Below are 22,367 nucleotides of genomic sequence, written 5' to 3'. Positions count from 1 at the left end.
AGGTTGTTCTGCACCACCCGCACGGCGTCGTTCACGGTGCACACGAACGTGACCTGGAGGGTGAAGTCGGCGGCCTCCGCCGACGGGATGGTGAGCCGGACGGTGACCGGGCGGTCCCGGCCCACGTCCACGAGCGTGACGTGGTCGGCCGCCAGGACGTCCTCGGACTCCATGCCGAGCCGGGAGCTGTCCAGCACGTACCGGCCGCCGACGCGGTAGACCAGGACCTGGTGGGCGTGCGGCTTGGGCACCTCGTCGAGGGCCCGCACCTTCTTGCCCATCCCCAGGAAGCCCCGGTCCGGGACCGGATTGAGGTACTGCTGGGTGATGATCGGATACCGGGCGGTCATCTCGTCGAGGGGCCGCACCTTCTTGCCCTGGCCCGGGAAATCCCCGCGGAGCTTGAGGAGAGCGTAACGCCGCTGTGAGCGCACCGTGGCCTCGGCAACTCCCATGAACTCGGCGATCTCGACGTTGGTGTGGCCGTCAAGATAGAGGACCAGTCCGATCCGCTGCCTGGACGGCAGACGTGTCAGCTGGCTCATCAGGTCGTCGTGGTCGTAACGGGTGATCGCGTGCTCCTCGGGGTCGACGGGACTCGCCGGCGCACACCAGCCACCGCGGACCGCGCGCAGTTCCCAGGACCCGCGCTTAGCCTCGTGGCCCCGTCTGCCCAGGGCGGCACGGGTGGCCACCCGGTATACCCAGGCCCGAGGTGTGTGGAGTTCTGCCCACCGTTCATACGCCTTGCGGAACGTCTCCTGTGCGACGTCCTCAGCTTCACTACCCAGACCGGATTTGATCAGGTAGCCGACCAAGGGCGCGTAGTGCTTCCCGAAGAACTCCGGGAACTCATCGTTGCTGCGGCTAGCGTCCACTCCACCTCCTTCTCTGACGACTGTGAGGATCGACAGGACGGTCTTGTGCAAAACCCGACCAAGATTTTTCAGGCAGTTTCACGTACGAGTCCGGGTGACGTAGACGGCCACCGCTGCGATCAGCCCGACGACCACGACCGCCGGCAACGACCTGGTCGAGGCGTACAGGCCACCCAACCCGATGACCGCCGTGTTGAAAAAGGCCCCGCCACGTGCTGCAGGCCGGTGGGACGAAGGCTTTCTTAGTTGTGTCATGCCACTGAGATCGTTGACGTGCCCGAACTGTGCAAAGCCCATGCCAGCCTGACGGTGCGGCCCGGGCCACGCTCGCGCAGGACTTCTCGAATCGCTTAGACAGCCCGGCCGTCCCGAAGGGCGCCCACGGCGGATCGCCCCGACTCAGGGGAGCCGGGTCATGAACCCGCGCCGTGGCCGTGGATCCACAACGCGGGCGACCAGAACCCCGACCCGGAGGAGGCGGAGGCGTACCAGTCGCCGTTGGCCTGATCGAAGGTGAGGATGTCGGCGCGGCCGTCGCCGGTGACGTCGGTCAGAAACTGCTCGCTGGTCCCGATGCCGTGGCCGTACGCCCACTCGGTCGGGGTCCAGAACCCGCCACCGGAGGACGTCCCGATCCGCCACCGGCCGTCGCCGGGCCAGTAGTAGGCCGCGTCCGCCTTCCCGTCGCCGTTGACGTCGCCAGCGAGCCGCCGACCGCTGCCAACGCCGTGACCGGCCGACCACTGCCCGGGATAGCCGAAGGCCGACCCGGTCGACGACGCGACGTGCCAGTTGCCGGTGGACGCGATGTAGATCGCGGCGTCGGCCTTGCCGTCGGCGTTGAAGTCGGCGACCACCTGGTCGGTGCTGCCGACCCCGTGACCGGCGATCCACCGCACGGGCGACCAGAAACCACTGCCGGAGGAGGCCGACACCCACCAGTCGCCAGAGCCCGCGTCGAAGGTGACCAGGTCGGCCCTGCCGTCGCCGGTGGCGTCCGTGACCCACTGCTGGCTGGTGCCGATGCCGTGGCCATAGGCCCACTCGACCGGCGACCAGAATCCCGAGCCCGACGACAGGCTGACGTGCCAGCGGCCCTCGGCGGCGCGGTACCCGAGCAGGTCGGCCTTGCCATCGCCATTGACGTCGCCCAGGAAGTACCGGCTCGCCCCGACCGAGTGGCCGTAGGACCAGTCGCCCGGGTAGCCGAAGCCGGCACCGGTGGACAGCGCGACCTTCGCCGCGCCGGTGTCGCCGAACATGACGACCGCGTCGGCCTTCCCGTCGCCGTTGACGTCGCCGGTGAGCCGGGAGTTGTGGGTGCCGCTGGCCCCTCCGGTCGGGCGGTGGACCACGCCGATGACGCTGTACCCCGCCCAGCCGGCCAGGGTGATCGACCCGTTGGCGTACATCGCCGAGCTGTACACCGCCGCGGTGTTCTGGTTGACGATCTGCACGGAGCTGCCCGACACCGACGCCACCACGCTGGCGTGCCCCTCCGGACCGCCGCCGTTCAGGCTGATCACATCCCCAGGGTTGAGGTAGGTGATCGCGCCCTGGGGCTGCTTCGTCAGGGTCACCGGAGCGGTCGCGTACTTCTGGTTGCCGTGGCCCGACCAGGGGCCACTGATCCAGCCCCGCGTCAGGTACAGCCGGTTGACGAGCTCCACACACTGCCACTTGAAACCCGAGAGGACCCCGTTGACGTAGTTGTACCCGGCGGTGTTGGCCGGGTCGGCACCGTTGCCGAAGACATCGACGCCCTGCCCGCCGAGCCAGCCGGAGCCCGCGAGTTCCAGAGTCCCCACCGGATCGGCCCTGGTGTTCCCGGCGTCCGCGAACGCGGATGGGACGTTGACCACCGCTGCCGCCGCGACGGTGCCGACAGCCAGCGCAACCGCTAGGACGAGGCCACCGCAGTTCCTTACTGTCCTTGCCAACATGCCCACTCCTCCAGCGAAGTCCGTGTGGGGTGAGACGGCGCGCGGTAGTGGTGAACTGGGCCGCGGAACCGGCCGGCCGGGTTTCCCATGGGGAAGCCGTCGCGTGGTGACTGACGAACCCGCCCTCTGTCGACGCCTCGACCGAGTCCATATCGACACTAAGCTCCACCGGGGTCGGGCGCCCTGTCCTCTTGTAGACACTGGAGGTGACCATGGCGGCTCCGCCAGGGTGATGATCTCGCGGTCGCAAATCCACCTGCTTAGCACATGCGTTCTACGACAACATATGACCAACTATGGTGTTGATCGGCACGGCGACTGTCGGGGCCAGGCCAGGTGGGTGCCCTACCCGGCGCAAACCGCCTCCACCTCGGCCAGTGGGGCGGCGGTGACACCGCCGTGCGTCGGGCCTATGGATATCGGCCGTGATATCTGAAGTGAATCCGGCGAGATCGGACCTCGTCTGGATCGTGCTATCTGAAGTCGCTCGAGAAATCTACTTCAGATATTGGCTGTTACCTGAAGTAGAGGGTCTGGTGGGTCGCGGAAAGCCCGCTCTATACGTGGTCGAGCATGGTGAGCCATTGCCGAACGATTCCGGCGGAGTGGTTGTCTCCAGCCTGTATGAACGCCTCCTGTGCTCGCTGCCAGCAGTTCCGGGCTTCGTCGAATCGGCGCACCTGCAATAGTGCGTTCCCGAGTTTGCCCAGGGCCATGCCTTCGCCGTGGCGGTCGCCGAGCTCGCCGAAGATGTTGGCGGCCTGCTGATGGGCGGTGATCGCCTCGTCGAACCTGCGCACCTCCAGCAGTGCGGTCCCGAGGTTGTTGTGGGCTCCGGCTTCGCCGTGGCGGTCGTCGAGGGCGCGGTGGATGTCGGCGGCCTGCTGACAGGCGGTGATCGCCTTGTCGAACCTGCGCACCTGCCGCAGTGCGATCCCGAGGTTGTTCAGGGCGATGCCTTCGCCGTGGCGGTCGCCGAGTGTGCGGCAGATCGCCAGGACCTGCTGTTGGACGGCGATTCCCTCCTCAAGCCTGTGCGCCTGCAGCAGCGCGGTTCCGAGGTTGTTCAGGGCGATGCCTTCGCCGTGGCGGTCGCCGAGCTCGGCGACGATGTCGGCGGCCCGCTGGCAGGCATCGATCGCCTCGTCGAACCTGCGCACCTCCCGCAACACGATCCCGAGACTGTTGCGGGCTCCGGCTTCGCCGTGGCGGTCGCCGAGGGCGTGGTAGATGTCGGCGGCCCGCTGGCAGGCGTCGATCGCCTCGTCGAACCTGCGCACCTCCCGCAACACGATCCCGAGACTGTTCAGGGCAGTGCCTTCGGTGTGCCGGTCGCCGAGCTCGGCGAGGATGTCGGCGGCCCGCTGGCAGGCGTCGATCGCCTCGTCGAACCTGCGCACCTCCCGCAACACGATCCCGAGACTGTTCAGGGCAGCGCCTTCACCGTGGCGGTCGCCGAACTCGTGGTAGATGTCGGCGGCCCGCTGGCAGGCGTCGATCGCCTCGTCGAACCTGCGCACCTCCTGCAGCGCGAGCCCGAGGTTGTTTAGGGCCTGGCCTACTCCGTAGCGGTCGCCACGCTCGCTATGGAGGCCGGCGGCCTGCTGGCAGGCGTCGATCGCCTCGTCGAACCTGCGCACCTGCAGCAGCGCGCTCCCGAGATTGTTGCGGGCAGATCCTTCGCGGTGGCGGTCACCGAGGGCGTGGTAGATGTCGGCGGCCCGCTGGCAGGCGGAAATCGCCTCGTCGAACCTGCGCACCTCCCGCAGCACGATTCCGAGGCTGTTGCGGGCGATGCCTTCGCCGAACCGGTCGCCGAGGGCGTGGTAGATGTCGGCGGCCCGCTGGCAGGCGTCGATCGCCTCGTCGAACCTGCGCACCTGCAGCAGCGCGGTCCCGAGGCTGTTCAGGGCGATGCCTTGGCCGTGGCGGTCGCCGAGCGCGAGGGCGGCGGTGAGGGCTAGGTCTGCGAGGGTGAGCCAGTCGGTGAAGTGACGTCGGAAAGACAGGTACTCGTTGAGGAGGGTCGACATCTCGCTGGCCGTGTGGTGGTCACCGGTGGCCGCGGCGTGGTGGATAGTGGCGACGAGGTTGAGTCGTTCGGCGTCCAGCCAGGCCAGGGCGTCCTCACGGTCGGAGAAGCCGACGGGAACTGCGTCGCCGGGCAGGGCGCGTAGATGAGCATCGGCGCCGCTGACGCAAGCCAGATAGTGGGTGGTGAGTTGTTGTCGAGCGGTGGCGGCCTCATCGCTGGTGGTGGGGGCTTGTTCGGTCGCGTACAGCCGCAGCAGGTCGTGCTGGCGCCACCGGTCAGGCGCGGGCTCCTCGATCAGGTGCGCGCGGTGCAAATCCTGCAGCAGGACCTCGGTGTCGCCTTCCGTGAGGCCTGCCAGGCGGGTGGCGGCGGTGGTGGCGACGTCAGGCCCGGGGTTGACGGGCAGGAGCCGGAACAGGCGAGCCTGTGCGGGCGCGAGATGGCGGTAGGACAGGTCGAAGGCCGCGCGGACGGCGACCTCGCCGTTAGTCTCGGTGCGCCGCAGCCGGTCGAGGCGCCTGTGCTCGTCGCGCAGCGAGACCGCGAGGGCGGCGGGGGTCAGGTGGCGCCGGTCAGCCAGCAGCGCGGCGACGATCCGCAGCGCGAGCGGCAGACCCGCGCACAGTCCGGCCAACTCGGCCAGGCCCGGCCGGTGCTGCGGGTCCTGTGCCCGTGGGTCATCTGCGCTGCAGCGGAGCCGGATCACGCCAGTGACCAGGTCCACGGCGGGTCCTGTGGCAAGGACCGGAAGGGTGTGCAGGCGGGCGTCGAGATCCAGGGTATGTCGGGAGGTGACCAGGACCGGGACCGTCGAGCCCGTGGGCAGCAGCGGGGTGATCTGGTTGGTGTCAGCGGCGTTGTCGATGATCAGCAGCAGCCGCCGGCCCGCGCCTGCGTAGGCGTCCAGGACCGTGCGCCACAGTCGGGCGCGGTCCTGTTCGTGCGCGGGGATGTGCTCGCCGGGCACCCCGATGGCCTGCAACCATCGGGCGAGGGCATCTGAGGCGCTGAGCCGCAGCTGAGGGTCGTAGCCGTACAGGTCGACGAACAGCACCCCGCCCGGAAACCAGCCCGGCCGCTTGAGGGCCTGGTGGGCGGCCTGCAGCACGAGCTCGGTCTTGCCGACCCCGGCCATCCCCGCCACCGCCGACACCAACACCGTCCCACCCGCGCCACCAGGTACGAGCCCCTCGACCAGCGCCTCGAGTTCGGCGTCGCGGCCCGTGAACACCTGGACAACAGGCGGCAGCCCGCCGGTGGCCGGAGTGACCTGAGGCGGGAGCGTGACGTGCACGGTCTGCCCCTGGATGACCGCTCCGATCACCACACTGCCGGTGACGGTGTTCACCACCTGCCACGGCCCGTCCGCCGGCGAGCCCACAGTCACGAACGCGTCCCTTCCGGCCCGCCGAGGCCGGCAGGCGGCAGGGGCCCCCGGATGTCGCGGCCCTGGATCAGCAACCGGTCCACCTCGGCCTGCTCGACCCGGTTGGACACCCCGCTGCCCTGGGCCGGCGCCGGACCCGAAGGCACCATCCCGGACAGGTCCACGCACCGGCCCTGCACCACCGCACCGGCCCGGCCGCCGATGACCGTGTTGACCACACCGCCGTCACCCGGCACTGCCGGGACCGTCGGAGCCGTCACCGCTCGACGCGCCCACCATGCGCTCCACGACGCGACCACCAGCCCCGTCAGGTTCAAGAACACACCCAGCACGCTGGCCCAACGGTCCGCGTCCTCCAGCCCCGCGTGGACGAACCACACGCCCACGCCAAATGCCACCGCCGCGAGCGCGAACCCGCCCGCCACCAGCCACCATCGCCGTGCACCCGATCGCACCACCAGCACATTGTCGACCAACCACCGCAACCGGCAACCACGACGCAGAAACCCGACACCGACGGACGGCGGAGCGCCTACTCCTGGTCGTCGCCTTCACGGTCGGGGTCGCGCAGCGGCCATCGAAGCCCGCCGAGGTCGGGAGGGTGAAGCTGTAGTGGCCGTGGCCGTGGCCGTGGCCGTGGCCATTGATGTGCCGGCGCATGTACGCCGACAGCCGGGCCGCGTCTGAGTCCAGGACCGGGTAGCCCTGCTCGCGCAGCACGGCCAAGGCGTGGTCGAGGTAGACGGCGTTCCACAGCGTGACGCAGTTCAGGACGAGGCCGAGGGCGTCGAGCTGGTTCTCCTGGCCTTCGCGGTAAGCGCGGCGCAGCTCGCCCTTGCGGCCGTGGAAGACGTGCCGGGCGAGGTCGCCGCGGCCTTCCTGGAGGTTGCGCATCCCCTTTACCTCGCGGCGGAGCGGGGGTCGTCGACGAAGGAGAGGATGTGCAGCGCCTTGAAGATCCTGCCGTAGTACCCGATGGCCTCGCCGAGCCCGGTGGACCGGCCGTCGTGCTGAAGCACCGGGATCACCTCATGCGCGGGCAGAGCGCCGGTGTGCAAGGAAGCGATCACCCGGCAGATGTCCGGCCAGTGCCGGCGGATCTTGCCGATGTCCGTCGAGATGCCCGTCACGACGGGGACGCGGCCGTGCGGTCCACTGACCCGGCAAAGGTACGGACGATGCCGACCTGCGCCCCGCTAGTTGTGGCGCAGGAAGGTCGAGCCGGGCCGCACGTAGACCAGCAGTATCTCGGCTGTGCCCCACAGGTGCAATATAACTACATCCAGGTGCTTCGGAGTGGGCAGCAATCCAGGACCGTGCTCGACGATGAAGTCGAATAGCCACTTGTCCGGCGGGCAAATGTACCCCGGCTTGTCAGGCAACCCGAGGGTCATGACCAACACCTCGTTGCGAGGGTCGTCTTTTGCCGCGACGCGATGCCTGATCGACTCGCGGATCTCGGCGAGCGGCAGCTCGGCCTGGCAACTGGCGATCACGGGGACCATGCCTAGCGATTGGTCTGCGGGGTAGACCTGAACGAAGACGCCTTCGATCGAACCGTACATGCCGTTGGGCGGCATGTGTTGGGGAAAACCGTTCGTTAGGTCGAGACCTTCACCGACAAACCCCCGGTCCTCTTGGAGAGCGCTGGCGATGAGGCCCACGGCCACCTCAATCTCCTTTCGCGACCTAGGTGGTGGGTCCCCGGCGCTGGAAACTGTCACATAGCGTCCCGTGAGATGAGGCAACGTGTCGGATCGCGCTTGGATCTCGTCCGCAAGACGACGGCCAAGCTGCCTAACCTTTGCGAGGTCGCTTCTGAAGTCGACGAAGGTTAGATTCGTGAGCTCGACAGAATGCTCCCGCTCGCCCTGGCCAACGATCCGGTCTGGCGGGTCCTGGAGTGGTCGGCGCACTGACACCGGGTGCTCAACCTGGCCACGGAGGGACAGCGCCTCCACCAAGCTCAAGATCTGCAAATCCTCGATGCGGTCCGTCTCAAGAGGCCCCCTTAACGCCAGGTGATCAACAGCCACGTTGGCGGGCACCAAGAGCACAGGCTCTCCTTGCCGATCGAGCCTCAGTGACAGCTCCATTGAACTCCTACCTCGGATCAAGATCGAGACCTGCGTACTTCAAGCGACGTCTCGTTCGAGCCGACAGGCGTGTGGTCATCGCGTGGTCATCTAGAGACTCGGACGCTGGCCGGAATCTCACGCGGCCGACTGGAATCTAGACCGATATGTACACTCGCAGCGATGCCTCAAGGCGCGGCAACTACCCCAAGTAACCTGGGCTGGTTGGAATCTGACCCAGCGTTATAGAAGATCTGACCCACGGATTAAAAGTCCGTTGCTCTGCCATTGAGCTAGCGGCCCTCAGCGTCCCAGGCTACCTGACACCGCCACTGGAATCGACCTTGGCGGGCACCTCGACCCAACACCCCAGCAGCTCGTGCGTCCACCGGTGCTGAGCGGCCGCCGGGGCGTCGTCCAGAACACGCCGAGCGGGCGCTCCGCCGTATCCAAGCACGCCACGGCGCCCGTCCTCGGGGGGTCGCCTGAACGACGACAACCGCGCCTACAAACACGAGGCCGGCCGCTGCCGCACAGGTGCCAGGCCGTGCTGGCTCCCGTCAGCCGGTCTGGCCGTCCCGCGCGTCGGCGCGGCCACGGTTCGCGTGCCGCTGGAACCGTTCGCGGGCGAGCCGGTGGGCCTCGCGGAGGAGCTCGTCGACCGCCGTGGCCGTCTCCGGGCCCGGGTTGACGACAGCGAGCCAGTGCAGGCTGCCGTACACCGGATGCGGGCCGATCACGTCGGCGGTACCCGGATCCGTGGGTCCTGACCTGGTCCACCGGCCGAACTCCTCCGCCCCGGCGGCGATGTTCAGGCGGAAGGCGTCCGGCCGGTCGAGCCGTGACGTGTCGTCGCCGGGGTAGTCCTTCGTCACGATGGTGGCGAACGGCTGCGCCTTCGGGACGACTCCGTCGGGCGCGTAGTAGAAGAACGTGTCGCCCCAGGCGATCTCCGGGGAGCCGTCCCCCGGTCGCGGCGTGAGGACCAGGACCCCGTCCATCGCGCCGACGCTTTCGATAATGTCTTGGATCTCCATGCCCCCAGCATCACATCCAACGGCCCGCGCGGCGGCCGGCAACGTGGGCATTTCCTCAGGCCGCCGCCGGGACGCCCGGCGTGGGCAGATCAAGCGCGGTTCAGCGTGTGAGGGCCGCCCCGGTAGGTCCTACACGCCGACGTCCGCCTGCTCCCGGGCTGTCGATCGGGGAGTAGGCGGACGTCGGCGTAGTCAGAGTCCTGTGGACGGGGCGGTTGGCCCCGCGCTGTCAGATGCGGGGCGTGCCGCCGCTGTAGTACCCGCCGAGGTCGTTGCGGTAGGCGTCGGTGTCGCGCTGCTCGGCGACGTAGCCGGGAGCGCTCTTGATCTGGTCCTTGGTCTGGGTGACGTAGACCTTCTCCTCGGCCGCGTCGACGCGCTGGATGACGCCGGCCGGGAGGAGCACCTTCGAGCCGAAGATCCACGGCCCGGTGTCCACCACGACGTAGCTCCCGTCGACCTCGTGGGTCGCTTCGTCGATCTTGCCGATGCTGCCGTCCGTGGCCTCGACGTGGTAGCCGGTCAGGTCGGTGGTGCCGGCCGTGTAGCCGCTGTGCGCGCCGTAGTTCCAGGCGTCGAAGCTGGCGTTCGGATCCATGTTCGTCATGATTCCCCCTGTTGATTCGGTTACCTGTTGACAATTACGTACCCGTTGAGCCCGGCCCCAAACTTCTCCGGGAGCCGGCACCCGGGGCGCCTACGTGAAGATGCTGACGCCGCCGGGGCCCACGAGCAGGCCGACGATGATGAGTACTACGCCCCACAGCACCTGGCGGCGGAACAGCGCGAAGATGCCGGACACGACGAGGACGACCGCGAGGATCCACAAGAGAAAAGTCATGCCACTCTCTTCCCAGGAACCCAGAACTTGAATCCTCCCGGGCGAAACCCGAGCGGACCCAGAAGACGCACCTGGTCAGATCAGGGGAATCAGCGGGGCTGCAAGTGGTAGGCCGCGTGCCGGTAGGGCTCGTTGTAGCCGGTCATCACGTATTGGGCGAGCTCCAGGTGCTGCTCGTCGAGTGCGTCGAGCAGAGCGGTCGACGTCCGGTCGAAGCGTTGGAGCAGCAGCTCGGTGGACAGTTCGCGTCCGGCGAGTACTCCGCCGAGGTTGAGCGCACGGCCGGCCTCCCTGGTCTCCCAGCGCGGGTCGAGGCTCCAGTGTTGGCGGCCGGCGCGGGCTTCGGTGAGGACAGCCAGGTTGATCTCGTGCCACATCAGGACGTGCGCGAGCAGGTCGTGCAGGGATTCGCAGGGGTCGGTGCCGGCCATCTCGTACGGCGCGTGCGGGTCCGGGTGCGCGTCGAGGGTCTCCAGGAGCAGGGCACGGTCCGCGGTGAGCCGGCTCACCGCTTCGGCGAGGGGGAGGGTCGTCATGCGGGCGACGCTATGTCCGCCCGGAGCGCCGGGGCCAATGCCTGCCGATCTCCGGCAGACTTACCTGCGGAGCACCTCCAGGAGGTCGGCGCCGAGCGCGGCGATGTCCGTGTCGTTGAGGGCGTAGCGGAGGAAGTGCCCGGCCCGTTCGGTGCGGACCAGCCCGGCGGAGCGCAGTGCCGACAGATGTTTGGTCACGGCCGGTTCGGCCATGCCCCACAGCACTGCGATCTCCCGCGCGGACCTCGGTTCGACGGCGATGGCCCGGCAGATCTCCAGCCGGGCCGGGTGGGCCAGTACGGTCAGCCTGCGCAGGGTCGCCCGGCTGTCGGCGGCGGCCGGAGGTGCCGGGACCGGATAGTGCAGCACTATGGGCCGTCCGGGCTCGTCCGCGACGTAGATGTGCGGCCCGCCGAGCACCGTGGGCAGTAGGACCAGGCCCCTGCCCGCGGCCACGAGGCGCTTGTTCTGAATTTTGTCGACCAGCAGACGGGTACCGTCCACTGTGATCGCCGGCGACAACTCGGCGACCCCGCGCCAGCCGCGCTCCGCTCCCCGGTCGGCCTCGGCGGTGAGCAGCTGGCCGACCTGGCCCCACTGGTCGGCGAAGAAGCCGTTCCAGCACGCCGCCAGCAGCGCGACCAACCGAACCCGTGCGGTCTCGGGCTCGTCGAGGACCAACCGGACCAGGGCCTGGGTCGCCGAACCACGGGCCCGGGCGAGCCTGAGGACCCCGGCGGGACCGACCACGGGACGGCCGTTGGCCCGGGCCAGCGGGCGCAGTACGGCGGTGGTGAACTCCGCGACGGGCAGTCGGACGAGACCGTCGAGCTGCTCGTCCCACGTACTCCCGGGAAGCAGCGTCGGGTCGGCCAGGAAGGTGGCCCGCACGGCCCTGACCAGAAACGACCAGTCGGTGAGCTCTCCGCGCAGCCCGTAGGGCGCTTCAGTCCCGGGCCGGTGGTGGTCGGTGACCATCGCGTGCCAGGCCCAGCCCAGCTCGACAAGTGGCGAGACCACGTACCGGGGCGGCCCGGCCAGCCCGGCCAGGTCCAGCGACATCACCATCTCCGCACGCTACCGCGCGGACTGTCCGACCAACGGCACCTCTGCGGCGGTACCCGGAAACGGGGCCGCGCCCCGGGGGAACTCCCCCGGGGCGCGGCTTACGTACGGTCAGGCTGCGGCGTGCGCGGACTGGAAGCCCACGCTGCCCGCCCGGCCGGCGTTCGGCGCGCCGGAGGGCTGCGGAGCCATCCGGAGTGCGCCGGCCGGGGTCGCGGTCGGGAAGTAGAACCGGCCGACGACGTCGACGACGAGGTGCACGTTGCCGCCGTGGTTGTACACGTTGAACGCGTTGGACGGGCCGATCGCGGTGATCGCCGCGTTCGGGGTGACCCTGCCCGGCTGGGGGTTCAGGTTGCTGACGCCCGGCTTGGTCTGGCCGTCGATGCCGTTGGCCCACACGGTGAGGACGGTGGGGATCGACGGGTTGATGGCGGTGACGTTCAGCGCGAGGCTGGAGGTCGCGCCGTCGGCGGTGTTGAGGACCGTGCCCGGGGCGGTGATCTTCGTGGTGGTCGCCTGGCCGAGAGCACCGGGGGCGCCCAGGGCTTCGCGGGTGTCCACGATCCGGGTCGGGGCGATCGGGTCGAAGCGCAGGCCGTTACCGGTGAAGGTGCCGTCGTCGAAGAAGCCGACGATGTCGACGATCACGTGCGTGGTGGTCTGCGCGTACACGCCGATCGAGGGCCAGCCCTCGAAGCTGCCGCAGTCGTAGCAGGGAGCGGTCGGGACGATGGCCATGTTCGGCACGGTCTCGCCGCGCCGGTAGTTCAGCGTCGACGTCTCCTGCAGCGAGTTGATGTCGCCGTTCCACGCGGTCAGGAAGCCGTCGCCGATCGCCCCGGTCGAGGTGACGTTGACGGCCCACGCGCGGATGTGCGGGTTGTCGGTGCCGAAGTTCAGCGCGGAACGCAGGTAGTAGTCGGACGGCAGCGCGCCCTCAGCGTCCTCGCGGGTGTCGATCAGGCGGCGCGGCGTGATCGGGTGGAACAGGCCGTTCATCGACTGCGCCTGGTCGTTCTCGGCGTAGTAGCCCATGACGTCCACGATCACGTGGGTGGTGCCGTCGTGGTTGTAGATGTCGACGCCGCCGTTGGCTCCGAGCTTGACGGTGACCGAGTTGGCCCCGGTCCAGCCCGGCGTGAAGTTCAGCGAGGAGGCGGTCGGGCGGGTGATGCCGCTCGGGAACACGGTGAGGAAGCTGTGGTCGGTCGGCGAGGTGACCGTGACGTTCAGCGTGACCGCCGAGACGCCGCTCGCCGGGACGCCGCCCCGGCCGCCGACCTGCAGGTGCAGGATGCCGGCGCGGCCGATCTTGCCGGCGGGCGCGCCGTTGCCGTTGCGGGTGTCGAGGATCCGGGTCGGAGCCAGGGTCGTGTAGGTGCCCTTGGCCCCGGCGGCCGCAGCCGCGGGCTCAGCCTGGGCGATGCCCGGCGAGACGGCCGCCGCGGCGGCCAGTGCGATGGTGGTGATGATGGCGCCACGAAGTAAGCGCAACTTGTCTCCCCCGTAAGAAGATGTAAACGCACAATGCGCGGGCAAACGTAGCCTCTTCTTGTCGATCACGACAAGGCACATAGGCCAATGTCTCACCGCTGTTCACGGCCGAGAAACACTGACCTCGGCACATAGAAGTTCAAAACGTACGAAGTTCTGACCGTACGGATGACCCCCGCAACCCCGCGAACGCGTGGCCCCGTCGGGCGCGATCGGCCCTAGGCTCCAGCGCAGACCACCACGGGAGGGGTACCCATGAATGGCATCGATGTGTCCGAACTCGCCTCGCGCCCCGACATCCGGGACGCATTGTGCGAGGTGATCCGGGACCTCGTCGAGAGCGAGGGGGTCGCCGCGTTGACGGTGGCGGCCGTGGCGGAACGCGGTGGGGTGTCCGTCCGGGCGGTGCGGCTGAACTTCGCGGGGCGGGCCGAGCTGGTCGACGCCCTGTTCGAGCACGTCAACGAGGTCGAGGACCTGGAGGGCTCGATCCTGCCGGTACTCGACGCGCCGGACGGTGCGAGCGCGCTGGACGAGTGGGCGGCGCACCTGGGCCGGTTCGTGCCCCGGGTGCTGGAGGTGGCCCGGCAGGTGGAGCGGGTGGCGGACAGCGATCCCGACGCCCGGCCGCACTGGGAGGCGGCGGTCCGGATGCGGCACAACACGTGTCGGGTGGTCGTCGGGCGGCTGGAGTCGGAGGGGCTGCTCGCGGCCCCGTGGACCGTGGACACCGCGACGGACATGATGCTGGCGCTGATCTCCAACGACGTCTTCGAGGTGCTCCTCGGCACCGGCGGGTGGACGGGGCGGCAGATCGCCGCGCACCTCAGGGCGCTGTTCCGGGCGACGTTCCTGGCCGGCTGAGGACCGGGTTCGCCGGCTGAGAGCCGGGTTCGGCCGACCGGGTTCGGTCAGCTGAGGGCCGGAAGCGCGGGCACGCGGAGCACCCGGCCGGCGTCACGGCGCCGGGTCGGCTCCCGGCGTCAGGGTGGTCCGGTCGACGAGGGCCGCGATGCCCGCCGCGTAGGAGTCGCGGTCGACGTCGCCGATCAGGATCCGCTGGAGCAGGTAGCCGTGCACCATGCCGAACAGCACCGCGCCGACCTGTTCCGCGTCGGCCCCGCGCCCGATCAGCCCGTCGGCCTGGGCCCGGGCGGCGAGGGCGACGAACCGCTCGCGGACCTTCCGGTAGACCTGGGAGACGTGGTCGGCCAGGTCCGGGTCGCGCAGGGCCTCGCCCCAGACCTGCACGGCCATCCGGAGCGCGCCGTCGGGCCCGGCCTCGCGGTCGACCAGATCGAGAATCGTCCGGTACAGCGTGCCGAGCGGCGGTAGCGGCCGCTCGACCACGACGGCGTCGAGCCGGCCGGTGATGTTGCCGATCGCGCCCTCGGCGATGGCCCTGATCAGCTCGTTCTTGCTCGGGAAGTAGCGGTAGACGGCGCCGACGGACAGCCCGGCCTCGCGCACCACGTCCTGCATGGTGGTGCTGTGGAAACCGTTCCGCGCGAAGCAGGCCCGGGCGGCGGCCAGGATCTGGCCACGGCGGGCTTCGAGGTGCGCTTCGGAGACTCGGGGCATGTCCCTGACCATAAAACGAACGTTCATTCTTGACAAATGGGAGTACCCGGGGAGAGGCTGGAACTTCAGAGAACGAGCGTTCGTTTTAAGGAGTACCCATGCTGCGGAAGGCCCTCGGGATCGCCGCCCTGGTCGTGGTCACCCAGGCGCTGCTCGTCGCGTTCTTCGCCTGGCCGGCCGCGACCGCCGCCCCGCACGACGTGCCCGTGGTCGTCGCCGGCCCGGCCCCGGCCGCCGGCGCGCTCGCCGACCGGATCCGCGCCGCCCGACCCGGCGCGTTCGAGATCAGCACCGTGGCCGACGGGACCGCGGCCGACGCCCGGATCCGCAACCGCGAGGCGTACGCGGCCGTGGTCCTCGGACCCACCGGCCCCAGCGTGCACGTCGCGACGGCGGCCAGCCCCGCCGTCGCGCAGCTGTTCACCCAGCTGGCCGCCACGCTCGGTCCGGTGCCCGCGCCCGTCGTGGACGTGGTGCCCGCCACGGCCGACGACCCGCGCGGCGCCGGGTTCGTGTCCGGCTTCCTCCCGCTGCTGATCACCGGGATCGCGGTCAGCGCGCTGCTGATCCTGCTCGTCCCGTCGCGCGGCGGCCGGCTGCTCGGCGTCGTCGGGTACGCGGCCGGGGCCGGCCTGCTCAGCGCCGCCGTGGGCCAGTACTGGTCCGGCACGCTGTCCGGCTCGTACCCCGCGAACGCCGCCGCCCTCGGCCTGCTGTCCCTCGCCGTGGCCGCCACGATCACCGGACTCGGCTCCCTGCTCGGTACCCGGGGCATCGGGGTGGGCGCGCTGCTCGTGTTCGTGGTCGGCAACCCGTTGTCCGGGCTGGCCTCCGCGCCGGAACTGCTGCCGACCCCGTGGGGCGCGATCGGGCAGGTACTGCCGCCGGGGGCCGGGGCCAGCCTGCTGCGGTCGACGTCGTTCTTCGACGGGGCCGGGTCGGTGGCGCCGGCGTTGGTGCTGGCCGGGTGGGCGGTGGTCGGGGTGGCGCTGTTGGTCGTGGCGCGGTCGCCGGGTTCCGCCCCGGAGGGTGCGCGGCGGGAGTTGGTGGAGGCGGCGCCGGCCGGCTAGGAGTGGACGATCCGGAGTGGACAGGTTCCGTACACACGACGAGGTGACCGCGCCTTCGGGAGGGGCGCGGTCATGCCGTGCACAGTCGTGGCTCCGGCGACCTGGGTTCAGGTGCCGGAGCCCGCTGTCGGTGGCTCAGCGGTGGCGTGCGGCCGGCTGGCCCGCCTCCCGCGCCCGGGTCACCGCCCGCCCCACCTGTCCGAAGATCCGTTCACTGCCCGTGGTGAAGAGGAGCACCCACGTGCCCCGGTACTCGGCCCACAACTCCCAGCGCCGACCGACCCGGAAGACGGCGGCCAACCCGGTCGGCGGTGCCACCTCGATCCGGCCGAGTTCGGCGAAGGGGTAGCAGGCACCTGCGACTTCGACGCAACGTTCCGTGATGCGGACACCGTCGCGCTCGTAATAGATGGTCATCGCCCGGCCCTCCAAGCGATAGATACTCAAGCGACAAGTGTGCGTCGCCGAGCCCGCGACGAACAGAGGACGGTCCGGTACTTGGCACACTCCGTGACCATGGAAGCCGCGCCAACCGTCGCATCGCCGACATCGGTGGCCGCCGATGGCATAGGGGTCCACCGCCGGCCCCCGTTCAGCGGCTCACAGCCTCCGCGAGCAGCACCCGCCCCGCCAGGCTCCACTTCCGCAGCGTCGGTACCCGCGCCCGGCCCGCGAACACGTTGAAGTCCGCGCGCACGATCTCGTCGAGGATCCCCGCGTACAGCCGCTGGGCGCTGCGCACACAGGCGCGCGAACTCGGCTGGAGCAGCGCGATACCCGGTTCGGCGAGTCTGTAGTGATCCCGGGCGCGCTCCACCTCGTACCCGACAAGGCTCTGGATCTCGGGTGTGACCTGGCCGGACGCAGCCGCCGCACGCAGGTCGTCCCGGCTGACCCCGAACCGCGCCAGATCCTCCAGCGGCAGGTACAGCCGGTCCCGGTCGAGGTCCTCGGCGACGTCCCGGATGAAGTTGGTCAGCTGGAACGCGATGCCCAACTGCCGGGCCGGCTCGCGGGCGGCGGCGTCGTCCACCGAACCGAGCAGCGGCAGCATCAGGGTCCCGATGGCCGCCGCCGACCCGGCCATGTAGTCCAGCAAACTGTCAAATGTCGGATAATCGACGATCGTCAGATCCATGGCCATGCTCTTGAGGAAGACCGCGAAGTCCTCCGGCGGCAGGTCGAAGACCCGGATGGTGTGGATCACAGCCGGCAGCAACGGATCGTCGATCGGCTCCCCGCGCAGGCCCGCCGCGAGCCGCTCCCCCCACGCTTCCAGGCGCTCAGCACGCCCGGAAACCCCGGGCGCGTCCACGAGCTCGTCCGCGAACCGGGTGAACCCGTACAGCGCGTGCACGTGCCGCCGTTTCCACGCCGGGAGCAGCCGGGTCGCCAGGTAGTAGCTGCGACCGTGGTGACGGTGCAGCAACCGGCAGCGTTCATACGCCTCGGCCAGCCTGATGCCCATCGTCACCCCCGGGGACCTACGGTATTCGTGTGCGCAGAGTAACCGGACCAGCCGAGCATGTCGTCGTTGTCGGTGCCGGGCTGGGGGGCCTGGCGTGTGCGCTGCGCCTCGCCGGCGCGGGGCGACAGGTCACCGTCATCGAGAAGTCCGAGATCCCGGGCGGCAAGGCCGGCCGGCTGAGCCTGGGCGGCTACGAGTTCGACACCGGCCCCACCGTGCTGACCGCCCCCGAACTGATCGCCGAGACCCTCGGCGCGGTCGGCGAGAAGCTGGAGGACTGGCTGGACCTGATCCCGCTCGGCCCCGCCTACCGGGGCCACTTCCCCGACGGCTCGACCCTGGACGTGCACACCGACACCGCGACCATGGCCGCCGAGGTCTCCCGGGTGTGCGGGCCGAGGGAGGCCGACGGCTACCTGCGCTTCGCCGAACACACCCAGCGGATGTACGAGCTGGAGCTGCGGCACTTCATCGACCGCAACCTCGACGGCCCCCGCGACCTGGTGTCCCTCCAGCTGCTGAAGCTGATCGGCATGGGCGGCTTCCGCAAGCTCGGCCCGGTCGTCGGCGACTACCTGCGCGACCCCAGAATGCGCCGCCTGTTCTCCTTCCAGTCCCTGTACGCCGGCCTGGCCCCCGCCGACGCCCTGGCCATCTACAGCGTCATCTCCTACCTCGACTGCGTCTCCGGCGTGTACTTCCCCAGGGGCGGCATCCACGCCCTCCCCCGCGCGCTCGCCGGCGCCGCCGAGAAGCACGGCGTCGAGTTCGTCTACGGCCAGACCGTCAGCAAGGTCGAACTCGCCGGCGACCGGGCCCGCGCCGTGATCACCTCGGACGGCACCCGGATCCCCGCCGACGCCGTCGTCCTCAACCCGGACCTGGCCTCGTCCTACCAACTCCTCGGCCGGCGGGCCACCCGGCAGCTCCGCTACTCGCCCTCCTGCGTCGTCCTGCACGTCGGCTCCCGGGCCAGCTACTCCGGCATCGCGCACCACAACCTGCACTTCGGCAAGGCCTGGGACGAGACGTTCGACCAGATCATCAAACGCGGCGAGGTGATGAGCGACCCGTCCCTCCTGGTCAGCAACCCGAGCCGCACGGACCCGACCCTGGCCCCCACCGGCCGCCAGTCGTACTACGTCCTCGCCCCGGTCCCCAACCTGCGGGTCGGCCCGGCCTGGGACGGACTGGCCGGCCGCCGGTACGCGGGTGAGCTGGTGGCGACCCTGGAAGCCCGGGGATATCTGGACTTCGGCGCCGAGATCGAGGTTTCGCACGTGGTGACCCCGACCGACTGGGCACGTGAGGGTTGCGAAGCTGGTACCCCCTTTTCGCTTGCGCATACCTTTGGGCAGACTGGACCGTTTAGGCCAGCTAACCTGGCATCTGGGCTAGCGAATGTCGTGTTCGTCGGTGCCGGTACCCAGCCAGGAGTGGGCGTCCCGATGGTGTTGATCTCCGGGCGGTTGGCGGCGGAAAGGATCACGGGCTGATCATGCTGTTGCGCCGGGTACTCGCCGCACTCCTGTTCCTGCCCCTCCTCGTCGCCTGCGACCGGACCTCCGCGGCCTGGCGCGACCCGAAACCACCGCCACCGCCGCCCCCGGTGAAGACGACGCCACCACCACCCGCGCCCTCCCCCTCGCCGCTCAACCCGTACGAGACGATCAAGACCACCGGGGGGCCGGCCGCCGCGCTGACCTTCGACGACGGGCCCGACCCGACCTACACGCCGCAGATCCTGGCCCTGCTCAAGCAGTACGGCATCAAGGCCACCTTCTGCGTCGTCGGCACCGAGGTCCAGGAGAACCCGGGCCTCGTCCAGGCGATCGTCCGCGACGGCCACACCCTGTGCAACCACAGCTGGCACCACGAACTCGGCCTCGGCTCCTGGTCCCCCGACGCCATCCGCGCCAACCTGTCCAGAACCAACGACGCGATCCGCCGCGCCGCCCCCGGAGCCCAGATCCGCTACTACCGCCAACCCGGCGGCGCCTGGAGCCCCACCCTGATCGACGTCGCCCGGACCCTCGGCATGCGCTCCCTGCACTGGTCCGTCGACACCAAGGACTGGACCCAGCCCGGCGCCGATGCGATCTACGCCACAGTCACCGCCCAGGCGCACGCCGGATCCATCGTCCTGATGCACGACGCCGGCGGTAACCGCTCCGGCACCCTGAACGCCTGCCGACGCCTGTTTCCCCAGCTCAAGAACCAGATGCCCCTGGCAGCCATGCCCTGAGTTGGAGGATCCGCGGGGCATCACGTATGCTTTCGAAGCCTCCAGCGAGGGCCTAGATGGAAGGCAAACGCGGAAGTCACGCACGATGTGCGATGATTTTCGAGCCGCCCCCATCGTCTAGCGGCCCAGGACGTCGCCCTTTCAAGGCGGTAGCACGGGTTCGAATCCCGTTGGGGGCACAGGTAAGATCAGCAATACCAGCAAGGTCCTGTGGAGCAGTTGGAGTGCTCGCCGCCCTGTCAAGGCGGAGGTCGCGGGTTCAAGTCCCGTCAGGACCGCAAGCAGTTTCGCCAGAACTTAAAGCAGGGCCAGGTAGCTCAGTTGGTACGAGCGTCCGACTGAAAATCGGAAGGTCGGCGGTTCGACCCCGCCCCTGGCCACTTAGCTCTTCGCCGGGCTAAAGCATCGTCCACCAGCGGAAACGCCGGTGGACGTTTTGCTGTCCGTCGATCGATGGTCCCCGGGACATTGCCCGCTGTTGACCTCAGAAACCCCATGATCACCTTGCGTTGGGGCACGTTCGGGGCACGGGTATACCGCCTCCTTCGGGCAGGCTTTCACCTTTCGGCAACTCGGTCAGAGGTCGCCGTCGTCCTGGTCCTCATCGTCGTCCGGTGCCGGGCCGCAACCGCAACGGTGGACGTGGCAGGCCGCCTGCGGCTTCGCACAGTCGAGAATGACCAGTCGGAGCGGGCAGACGTAGCGGCCACCCTAGCCGTTCTTCAAAAGACAAAGACCCCGTTGCGCCTCGCGGCTGATCGCGGGGGCCGGTGTGGCTCACAGCCGGTTCTTCGGCGGCTTCCCGTGCGCCGGCCGACCGGAGGGAGAGCCGGGGCGCGGCTGCCGCCGGGCGGCCCGCCGCACCGGCCGCCGCGCCGCGAGGCGCGGCCTTGATCCTGTAGAGAACAATTCGGCAACCACTTGGGTCGCGGACACCACGGTTCGATCACTCGTCGGCGGGATGCTTCGCCGGATTCGAGCTGGCGTGAATCTGGTGGATCCGCCCGCGGCTTAGTCCGGCCTTCTTGCCGATGTCGCTGAAAGACCAGCCTTCGTCGTGCAGCTCGTTGACGAGTCGGGATCGAAGGTCGGCGAGCTCGTTTGCTTCCTGGCGGGCCTGCTCGATGCGGAGCGTGGCCAGCCGTACGGCTTCGAAGCGGTCCTCTAGTTCTGCGAGGTCCTGCACGCTATCGGTCATCGCGTCTCCGGGTGTCGCGCGATCAGGTGGCGCGGACCAGCCTAGTGGTGAAGCCAGCGCCAACCAGTCGCTCGAACGCTGCGTGTACGTCGTCAGGCATGGGCTGAGGGATCGCGAATCCGAGCTTCGGGTACTCAATGATCCGGTGGGTGTCCCCCACGAGCATGTTGACGACCCGGTCGACGTTCCCGATGCTCTCGATGTACTCGGCCAACGGCAGAGGGCGGGAGCCACACGTCACCCCGACCTCGGGCCAGAGGAGCTTGCATGTCGCGTAGGCGCGGCGCTGCTGGTACGGGCGTGAGATCAGCATGACGGCCTGAACGTCGATCCCGCTGGACCGGAGCAGGTCCCGGGTGAACTCGATGTTCTGGCCGGTGTTCGTCGCCCTGGTCTCGGTCAGGATCACCTCGGGCGGGACTCCGAGCCGGATCGCCTCTTCCCGGTAGTGCACCGCCTCGCCACGCGGGAACCGCTCGACCGTGGTGGGCGCGTTCGCGCCGGTGAACACGATGCGGGGGAACAGCCCTCGGTGGTACAGCTCGGCCGTGTAGACGGCCACGCCCAGGTCGTGACTGCCCAGACCGATTCCCACGTCACAGCGCTGGGGCTCCTGGTGCAAGTCCTGGTAGTCCCACAGCGTCTGGACGTCAGCCTCGATCTCGCGGGGCAGCTTGATGTTCACGGTCGTCCTTCAGTCGGGCATCTTGAACGTGTACGTCCACGAGAACCGTGAGGCGGAGTGCACGCCGCGGGCGAACTCGACCAGTTGCCCATCTCGAGTGAACGTCTGGCGCTGAAGCACCATGACGGGTTCGCCTGCGGGAAGCTCCAGCTGCTCCATCTCGTCCGGGGTGGGCATCCGGGCGTGAAAGGTCTCGGTGACCGTCTCGGGTTCCAAGCCCTGGAGCGTGAGCACGGCGAACCCTCCGCCGGCGCCAGCGGGTCCGGGCTTCGGGTCGACCAACGGAGTTCCCTCCACATGCTCGGGCCGGTAGTAGCTGGTGAGCGTGTGGGTCGGCACGCCGCCGTCCTTCACGAGCCGGGCACGTTCGTACACGGGTGCTCCGGCCATCAATCCGTAGGCTTCGGCCACCTCGGCATCGGCCTCAACCCTGCGGGTCGCGTTCGTCTGGTCGCCAGGCTGCCACTCACGGCCGGAAGCCTCCCGGTCGGCGGCGAAAGCGACCAGGCCGAACTTCCACTTGCTCTTGGCGTACCGCTCGATGCCCAGGCGCTTCATGGGCGGGCGCGACCGGACCACGGTGCCTCGACGGCGTACCGGGGTGACGAGCCCTTCGGCTTCCAGTACCCGGATGGCTTCCCGGATGGTCTTGATGTTGACCCCGTACTGCGCCTTCAGATCTTCCTGCTTCGGGAGCGTCGTGTCAGGCGCGTAGACACCAGCCTTGATGGCGTCTCGCAGCTCCGAGGCTAACTCTCTGTAGCCGATACTCACGGCGCCCCCCTCTCTTGACCTCCAATAAGGCTAGCGCTACCTGACCCAGAGT

General features: G+C 69.2%; 21 protein-coding genes, 3 tRNA genes and 1 pseudogene. 7 read left to right on the top strand and 18 right to left on the bottom strand.

Translation table 11 applies throughout. From position 1 onward, the window contains the following. The 12 genes and pseudogenes from AB0M43_RS30915 to AB0M43_RS30860 form a co-directional block, all read right to left on the bottom strand. A partial coding sequence (locus AB0M43_RS30915) for an RNA polymerase sigma factor (RefSeq protein ID WP_363729301.1) occupies nucleotides 1-878 on the bottom strand: 878 nt, incomplete at its 3' end. Nucleotides 879-1,291: 413 nt separating this feature from the next. Continuing rightward, nucleotides 1,292-2,740 (bottom strand): FG-GAP-like repeat-containing protein, encoded by a 1,449-nt coding sequence (locus tag AB0M43_RS30910; protein WP_363729300.1) that lies wholly within the window; start codon nucleotides 2,738-2,740, stop codon nucleotides 1,292-1,294. Nucleotides 2,741-3,378: 638 nt separating this feature from the next. Next, nucleotides 3,379-6,243: a tetratricopeptide repeat protein gene (locus tag AB0M43_RS30905; protein ID WP_363729299.1), complete on the bottom strand. Its 2,865-nt coding sequence runs from the start codon at nucleotides 6,241-6,243 to the stop codon at nucleotides 3,379-3,381. After that, a complete protein-coding gene (locus tag AB0M43_RS30900; RefSeq protein WP_363729323.1) occupies nucleotides 6,240-6,719 on the bottom strand; it encodes a hypothetical protein in 480 nt (159 codons plus the stop codon). Before AB0M43_RS30900 ends, AB0M43_RS30905 begins: the two co-directional genes overlap by 4 nt. Nucleotides 6,720-6,933: 214 nt before the next feature. Continuing rightward, a pseudogene (locus tag AB0M43_RS30895) lies at nucleotides 6,934-7,313 on the bottom strand (Tn3 family transposase); the annotation flags it as partial. Between the two features lie 126 nt (nucleotides 7,314-7,439). Further along, nucleotides 7,440-8,300, bottom strand: coding sequence for a hypothetical protein (locus AB0M43_RS30890; protein ID WP_363729298.1), 861 nt, complete (start codon nucleotides 8,298-8,300; stop codon nucleotides 7,440-7,442). Nucleotides 8,301-8,878: 578 nt separating this feature from the next. After that, a complete protein-coding gene (locus AB0M43_RS30885; RefSeq protein ID WP_363729297.1) occupies nucleotides 8,879-9,355 on the bottom strand; it encodes a DUF6194 family protein in 477 nt (158 codons plus the stop codon). A 229-nt stretch (nucleotides 9,356-9,584) separates the two neighbouring features. Beyond that, nucleotides 9,585-9,962, bottom strand: coding sequence for a PRC-barrel domain-containing protein (locus tag AB0M43_RS30880; RefSeq protein WP_363729296.1), 378 nt, complete (start codon nucleotides 9,960-9,962; stop codon nucleotides 9,585-9,587). A 90-nt stretch (nucleotides 9,963-10,052) separates the two neighbouring features. Further along, entirely contained in the window at nucleotides 10,053-10,196 is a 144-nt protein-coding gene (locus AB0M43_RS30875) for a GPGG-motif small membrane protein (RefSeq protein ID WP_363729295.1), read from the bottom strand. An 89-nt stretch (nucleotides 10,197-10,285) separates the two neighbouring features. Continuing rightward, a complete protein-coding gene (locus AB0M43_RS30870; protein ID WP_363729294.1) occupies nucleotides 10,286-10,732 on the bottom strand; it encodes a hypothetical protein in 447 nt (148 codons plus the stop codon). A 60-nt stretch (nucleotides 10,733-10,792) separates the two neighbouring features. Beyond that, nucleotides 10,793-11,800, bottom strand: coding sequence for a DUF5937 family protein (locus AB0M43_RS30865; protein ID WP_363729293.1), 1,008 nt, complete (start codon nucleotides 11,798-11,800; stop codon nucleotides 10,793-10,795). A 108-nt stretch (nucleotides 11,801-11,908) separates the two neighbouring features. Next, nucleotides 11,909-13,294: a hypothetical protein gene (locus AB0M43_RS30860; RefSeq protein ID WP_363729292.1), complete on the bottom strand. Its 1,386-nt coding sequence runs from the start codon at nucleotides 13,292-13,294 to the stop codon at nucleotides 11,909-11,911. 255 nt (nucleotides 13,295-13,549) lie between these two features. Here AB0M43_RS30860 and AB0M43_RS30855 point away from each other — a divergent pair, with 255 nt between their 5' ends. Further along, nucleotides 13,550-14,158 (top strand): hypothetical protein, encoded by a 609-nt coding sequence (locus AB0M43_RS30855; RefSeq protein ID WP_363729291.1) that lies wholly within the window; start codon nucleotides 13,550-13,552, stop codon nucleotides 14,156-14,158. A 93-nt stretch (nucleotides 14,159-14,251) separates the two neighbouring features. On the opposite strand, the gene AB0M43_RS30850 is transcribed toward AB0M43_RS30855, so the two are convergent. Beyond that, the gene (locus AB0M43_RS30850; protein WP_363729290.1) at nucleotides 14,252-14,875 is read right to left on the bottom strand and encodes a TetR/AcrR family transcriptional regulator; all 624 of its coding nucleotides are present in this window, start codon (nucleotides 14,873-14,875) and stop codon (nucleotides 14,252-14,254) included. A gap of 98 nt (nucleotides 14,876-14,973) precedes the next feature. Here AB0M43_RS30850 and AB0M43_RS30845 point away from each other — a divergent pair, with 98 nt between their 5' ends. Beyond that, complete coding sequence (locus AB0M43_RS30845; protein WP_363729289.1) at nucleotides 14,974-15,945, top strand: hypothetical protein; 972 nt, start codon at nucleotides 14,974-14,976, stop codon at nucleotides 15,943-15,945. A 135-nt stretch (nucleotides 15,946-16,080) separates the two neighbouring features. Here the strand turns inward: AB0M43_RS30845 and AB0M43_RS30840 are convergent, their stop codons facing one another. Both AB0M43_RS30840 and AB0M43_RS30835 read right to left on the bottom strand, forming a co-directional pair. Beyond that, nucleotides 16,081-16,392, bottom strand: coding sequence for a DUF6232 family protein (locus AB0M43_RS30840; RefSeq protein ID WP_363729288.1), 312 nt, complete (start codon nucleotides 16,390-16,392; stop codon nucleotides 16,081-16,083). 145 nt (nucleotides 16,393-16,537) lie between these two features. Continuing rightward, complete coding sequence (locus AB0M43_RS30835) at nucleotides 16,538-17,413, bottom strand: phytoene/squalene synthase family protein (protein WP_363729287.1); 876 nt, start codon at nucleotides 17,411-17,413, stop codon at nucleotides 16,538-16,540. Between the two features lie 29 nt (nucleotides 17,414-17,442). Here AB0M43_RS30835 and crtI point away from each other — a divergent pair, with 29 nt between their 5' ends. From crtI to AB0M43_RS30810, 5 genes are all read left to right on the top strand, one after another. Further along, on the top strand, nucleotides 17,443-18,909 hold the full coding sequence (gene crtI / locus AB0M43_RS30830) for a phytoene desaturase family protein (protein ID WP_363729286.1): 1,467 nt from the start codon (nucleotides 17,443-17,445) through the stop codon (nucleotides 18,907-18,909). Nucleotides 18,910-18,911: 2 nt separating this feature from the next. Continuing rightward, the gene (locus tag AB0M43_RS30825; protein WP_363729285.1) at nucleotides 18,912-19,658 is read left to right on the top strand and encodes a polysaccharide deacetylase family protein; all 747 of its coding nucleotides are present in this window, start codon (nucleotides 18,912-18,914) and stop codon (nucleotides 19,656-19,658) included. A gap of 106 nt (nucleotides 19,659-19,764) precedes the next feature. Further along, nucleotides 19,765-19,837, top strand: a tRNA-Glu gene (locus tag AB0M43_RS30820). Nucleotides 19,838-19,862: 25 nt separating this feature from the next. Beyond that, nucleotides 19,863-19,936 (top strand) — tRNA-Asp (locus tag AB0M43_RS30815). Between the two features lie 28 nt (nucleotides 19,937-19,964). Beyond that, a tRNA-Phe gene (locus AB0M43_RS30810) sits at nucleotides 19,965-20,038 on the top strand. A gap of 566 nt (nucleotides 20,039-20,604) precedes the next feature. Here AB0M43_RS30810 and AB0M43_RS30805 read toward each other — a convergent pair. Genes AB0M43_RS30805 through AB0M43_RS30795 form a run of 3 tightly spaced genes read right to left on the bottom strand, consistent with a single transcriptional unit; the run spans nucleotide 20,605 to nucleotide 22,315 of the window. Continuing rightward, the gene (locus AB0M43_RS30805) at nucleotides 20,605-20,856 is read right to left on the bottom strand and encodes a sigma factor-like helix-turn-helix DNA-binding protein (RefSeq protein WP_363729284.1); all 252 of its coding nucleotides are present in this window, start codon (nucleotides 20,854-20,856) and stop codon (nucleotides 20,605-20,607) included. 22 nt (nucleotides 20,857-20,878) lie between these two features. Further along, nucleotides 20,879-21,541: a YdcF family protein gene (locus AB0M43_RS30800; RefSeq protein WP_363729283.1), complete on the bottom strand. Its 663-nt coding sequence runs from the start codon at nucleotides 21,539-21,541 to the stop codon at nucleotides 20,879-20,881. A gap of 9 nt (nucleotides 21,542-21,550) precedes the next feature. Further along, a complete protein-coding gene (locus AB0M43_RS30795; protein WP_363729282.1) occupies nucleotides 21,551-22,315 on the bottom strand; it encodes a GntR family transcriptional regulator in 765 nt (254 codons plus the stop codon). Nucleotides 22,316-22,367: the final 52 nt, after the last annotated feature.

The sequence above is a fragment of the Longispora sp. NPDC051575 genome (assembly GCF_040681875.1).
Lineage (GTDB): Bacteria > Actinomycetota > Actinomycetes > Mycobacteriales > Micromonosporaceae > Longispora.
The sequence above is the reverse complement of the archived record's forward strand: the minus strand, read 5'-3'. Positions and strand labels throughout refer to the sequence as shown.

Bases quoted from the DNA above. Each gene is read 5' to 3' on its own strand.
- AB0M43_RS30850 (WP_363729290.1), bottom strand. From the start codon at position 14,875: ATGCCCCGAGTCTCCGAAGCGCACCTCGAAGCCCGCCGTGGCCAGATC.
- AB0M43_RS30865 (WP_363729293.1), bottom strand. From the start codon at position 11,800: ATGGTGATGTCGCTGGACCTGGCCGGGCTGGCCGGGCCGCCCCGGTAC.
- AB0M43_RS30825 (WP_363729285.1), top strand. From the start codon at position 18,912: ATGCTGTTGCGCCGGGTACTCGCCGCACTCCTGTTCCTGCCCCTCCTC.
- AB0M43_RS30845 (WP_363729289.1), top strand. From the start codon at position 14,974: ATGCTGCGGAAGGCCCTCGGGATCGCCGCCCTGGTCGTGGTCACCCAG.
- AB0M43_RS30835 (WP_363729287.1), bottom strand. From the start codon at position 17,413: ATGGGCATCAGGCTGGCCGAGGCGTATGAACGCTGCCGGTTGCTGCAC.
- AB0M43_RS30870 (WP_363729294.1), bottom strand. From the start codon at position 10,732: ATGACGACCCTCCCCCTCGCCGAAGCGGTGAGCCGGCTCACCGCGGAC.
- AB0M43_RS30875 (WP_363729295.1), bottom strand. From the start codon at position 10,196: ATGACTTTTCTCTTGTGGATCCTCGCGGTCGTCCTCGTCGTGTCCGGC.
- AB0M43_RS30880 (WP_363729296.1), bottom strand. From the start codon at position 9,962: ATGACGAACATGGATCCGAACGCCAGCTTCGACGCCTGGAACTACGGC.
- AB0M43_RS30855 (WP_363729291.1), top strand. From the start codon at position 13,550: ATGAATGGCATCGATGTGTCCGAACTCGCCTCGCGCCCCGACATCCGG.
- AB0M43_RS30805 (WP_363729284.1), bottom strand. From the start codon at position 20,856: ATGACCGATAGCGTGCAGGACCTCGCAGAACTAGAGGACCGCTTCGAA.
- AB0M43_RS30885 (WP_363729297.1), bottom strand. From the start codon at position 9,355: ATGGAGATCCAAGACATTATCGAAAGCGTCGGCGCGATGGACGGGGTC.